This is a genomic window from Desmonostoc vinosum (assembly GCF_059505385.1).
On record NZ_JCACKM010000300.1, the window covers coordinates 1 to 3861 of the forward strand.

General features: G+C 36.0%; 3 protein-coding genes. All 3 read right to left on the bottom strand.

What is annotated here, in order from left to right; genetic code table 11:
• Nucleotides 1–34: 34 nt before the first annotated feature.
• Nucleotides 35–637 carry a 4Fe-4S single cluster domain-containing protein gene (locus AC5JMF_RS31220; RefSeq protein ID WP_495799588.1) on the bottom strand — a complete coding sequence of 201 codons (603 nt, stop codon included), beginning with the start codon at nt 635–637 and terminating at the stop codon, nt 35–37.
• Between the two features lie 2 nt (nt 638–639).
• Entirely contained in the window at nt 640–2946 is a 2307-nt protein-coding gene (locus AC5JMF_RS31225) for a tetratricopeptide repeat protein (protein ID WP_495799589.1), read from the bottom strand.
• Between the two features lie 99 nt (nt 2947–3045).
• Nucleotides 3046–3774, bottom strand: a complete 729-nt coding sequence (locus AC5JMF_RS31230) for a hypothetical protein (RefSeq protein WP_495799590.1) — start codon at nt 3772–3774, stop codon at nt 3046–3048.
• Nucleotides 3775–3861: the final 87 nt, after the last annotated feature.

Here is a 3861-nt window from a genome sequence, read left to right on the forward strand (position 1 = left end):
ACCAAAGCCTACGAGCTTACGGCGTTATTGCTGCTTAACTTTGTCCGAAGTATTGCTCAAAAGCTCTTTGAAAATTATGCGGGGGTATGCCAACCATTAGAGCTGCATTATTGCGTAAATGAATCTCTACATTACGTTCACGCTTTAAAAACAAAGTGGCTTCTGGTAAATATCTAGGAGACAGAAAATGAATTACCTGGTTGGAAGAGCCACGCCAACCCTTGTTGTCATTAAGCTCTTGTACATATTGCCCATCAATAAGGACATCAATGATGTTAAGAACTTTGTCGATATTACGATCGCATTTTGACCGCAGTTGTTCTATAGTAAAACCTGTAAAACAAATGATGGATATATCTCTTTGTTGTCTCAAGAGAGTGAATAGTTCCAACAGAGCCTCTGCTTGAAGCATTGGTTCGCCTCCTGAAACTGTTATCCCCTCTGTATTCGGCGTTGAAAGCACCATATATGCTAACAGTTTCGGCTCGATTAAAGTTGCTTTCATCATGGGTATCCAATCCGGAGAAATGCAATTTCGGCAACGAAAACAGCAACCTTGAACCCAGATCGCAAAACGTTGCCCAGGGCCAAGAGTGTGTGTAGCACAACAAATTTCTGCAATATTTAAAAGAGACATATTTAAAAGGTAACAATAGATTTTTTCTGCGCTGTATCGTGTAGAATCCGAGCATCAGAGAATTCTTTGTCTAAATCAGCTAATAATTGACGAACTGTTTGGATAATCTTATCTACTTTATTACTATCCAGGGGCAGAAGATTTTGAGCTAGAACATCATCAGCTTGATGGTAAGCCTGGAGATGAAAACATATTTCATCTGTTTCTTCTCCATATTTGTTAAATTGTTGAATTGCTGTTTGTAGTTTATCCCATGTTTGCTGATAATTTTGTCTTTGCTGTGCTAAATCATTAAGAACAACTGCTAAAGGTTCAGATAGTTTTGCATATTCTTCCTGAGATAGCCTAATTAATTCTTGGGCGACAGTTTTTATATCTAATTGGTGGGCCAAATTTTTTTGCTGATAATTTTCAATCTGTACCTCAAAAAGATTTTGCTGCTCTTGCAATTTTTTCAGATTATCTTCCAGTTGATTATTTTGCTGTATCAAATTTCTCAGATCGTTTTCCAGTTTAACTTTTTGCTGTTGTAAATTTTCCTTCTCTAAGAGTTTACTTTCTACATCAATGGATTGTTCTTTAATTTCTTGACTCGGAACTGCTGTTTGATAATTGGGTGGCAGTTCTCTTGGTAATGCTTCTGATTTACTAGCACCTGATATACTATCTTCATCGTGAGAATGAGGTTCATTTTTATTAGACTCACTAATTTTTTTATAATTATCTAATTGAACTAAAGCTTTCTGAATCATAACAACTTTTTGATGTGAATCACCATATGCACTAGTATTAATTTCTAGAGCTTGACGATATAATTCTTCTGCTTCGTCAAATCTTGCTAGTGCGTGTGATTGATAAACATAAGCAAGATTAACCATGTTATTAGCAATGCTGGGATGTTTTTCTTTAAAAATAAGCTTTCTAATCTTGAGTTCCTCTTCATGAAACCCAGCAGCTTCTTGATACAACTCTTGTTCTGTCAGATATTTGGCTAATTTATTCAGAATATTAACAATATTTGGATGTTCGTTACCAAGTAATCGTCGGCTTACTTCCAATAACCTTTTGTATAAAGCAACTACCTCATCATGACGACGTTGAGACTCATAAATCTCTATCAATCTCATCAATCCCTCTGAAAAATCAGGATTAATTGACTTGTCTCGATTGTATATACCAATTGCTTGAGCATACATAGATTCCGCCTCTTCTTCGCGGCCAAGAGAACGGTTTAACTCTGCAATCTCTAGCATATATTCACAAACATTTGGATTATCTTCGCCAAATACCTGCTTTGCCACTACTAACGACCTTTGATATAAAGGTTCTGCATCTTGTTGACGATTTTGGCTGACTAAAAAACCAGCTAAAACACACAATTTTTCACCTAATTTAGGATGGCCATCTCCTAGAGTTTGTGCAAACACTTCAATAGCTTCTCTATATAAATTTTCCGTTTTTTCGTAGTCTTTTTGAAAAAAACTAACATCTGCAAGGACACACAATAATTCACCATACTTCGGATGACTTGTACCAAGTACAGATTTGTACATTTTTTGTGCTTTCGTCAAATTTGGCTTGGCTTTATCATAAAATCCTTGTTCAAGATAATTTACCGCCAACCGCAATAGAGATTCTGCAACATCTGTATGTTCTTGCCCATAAACCCGTTCTTGAATTTCTAGTGCTTCTTTATAAAGTTTTTCTGCATCATCATGACGACCTTGTGCAGTGTAAATTGAACCAAGGTTCATGAGGTTTATAGCATGAGTAGGATGTCCCGTATTATCTTTAGATTGGTTAATCTCAATGGCTTGCAAGCAAATTTCTTCTGCGTCTTGATGTCGCCCTTGGGCAAGATATACTTGTGCTAAATTGCTCAAATATATGGCATATATGGGATGTTCATTTCCAAAAACACTCCCTACAATCGCTTCAGCATATCTACAAAATTCTTCAGCATCATTAGTTAATCCTTGTTCTAAGTAGAGACTAGAACACTTAATCATAATATCAATAACAACCAGAGGATTTTGTTGTAAGTATTGTTGAGCTTCTTCAGATTGAAAATCTCTCAATTCAAATAGTCTTCCATAAAGTTCTCCAGCCTCCTGATATTGTCCTCGAATTCGACAGACATCAGCTAAAGCACTCAAACTTGGAATTAGATCGAGATTCAAATTAGGAGTGAGGTTAAGGTCTTGTTTAGAAACTATTCTCTCCATAATTTTCAAGGCTTCTCTGCAATCATTCTCTGCCTTTTCAAAACTACCTTGAGTTGCTAATAGTCTTCCTAAATCACTCAACACATGAGCTTCAAAAATAGCTTTAGTATCTTCTTCATCAAAGACATTTTTTGTATGTTGCAGTAGTTCTAGCAGGTATATTTCTGCTTTTCTGAAATCTCCCTATCGTAAATATATCTGACTCAGTAGATATTGATTGTAAAGTGAGTTAAAGTCTTCTTGACTACCACGAGCCATTTCTGATTTATATTTTTCACCCCAGTGTGCTGCTTGAGCGTATATTCCTAAATAGTTATAAATTATCAGCAGCCATGTATGAGAAATGAAAAGTTCTTTATAGTCCATTATATAAGAGAAGGTTACTGCTATTTCTTCAACGTGCGTGACAAAGAGCATAATTGGAGTAGTTTCCGCTGCATCAGGAGCTTCTCTATTTAGTAGTTGATTTACTAAATTCACTATCTGGCTACAGAAGCTTTTTTTTAAATCATTTACGCCATCAAATTCATCACACTTGTTTTTTACGAACTCACGGACTAGATGGTGAAATTGATATAAATCTTTGTCTTGACGTTGCAGGAGACTAAATTTCAGTAGCCAGTCATCTCTAAGTTTTTCTAAGTTATCAAGTTTCTGCTCAATTTGTAAATTTTCAACCATCCACCAAGGAATAGGAGCAAGAGCAAATAAACTCAACAAATAACTAAGTTTTTTTGCATCCTCACTCAATTCTTGCCAGCTAAGTTCAAAAGCAGCAGTAATACTTCTTCCTTGATTATCATCATTAATAGCTTCTTGTGCCAGTTTTTCTTTTTCTAGTCGTTTCTGCATTGCTGACACAGATAAATCTTGTTTTCGATCTAGATAGCGACCTACTAACTCTAAACCCAAGGGCAAATAACCGAGCCATTCACAAAGCTTCTGACACTGTTGGCGAATTCCCCAAACGGCTAAACTGAACCGATTAGTTCAATAATG

Excerpts from the sequence above, each read along its gene's own strand:
- AC5JMF_RS31220 (WP_495799588.1), bottom strand. The coding sequence starts at position 637 with ATGTCTCTTTTAAATATTGCAGAAATTTGTTGTGCTACACACACTCTT.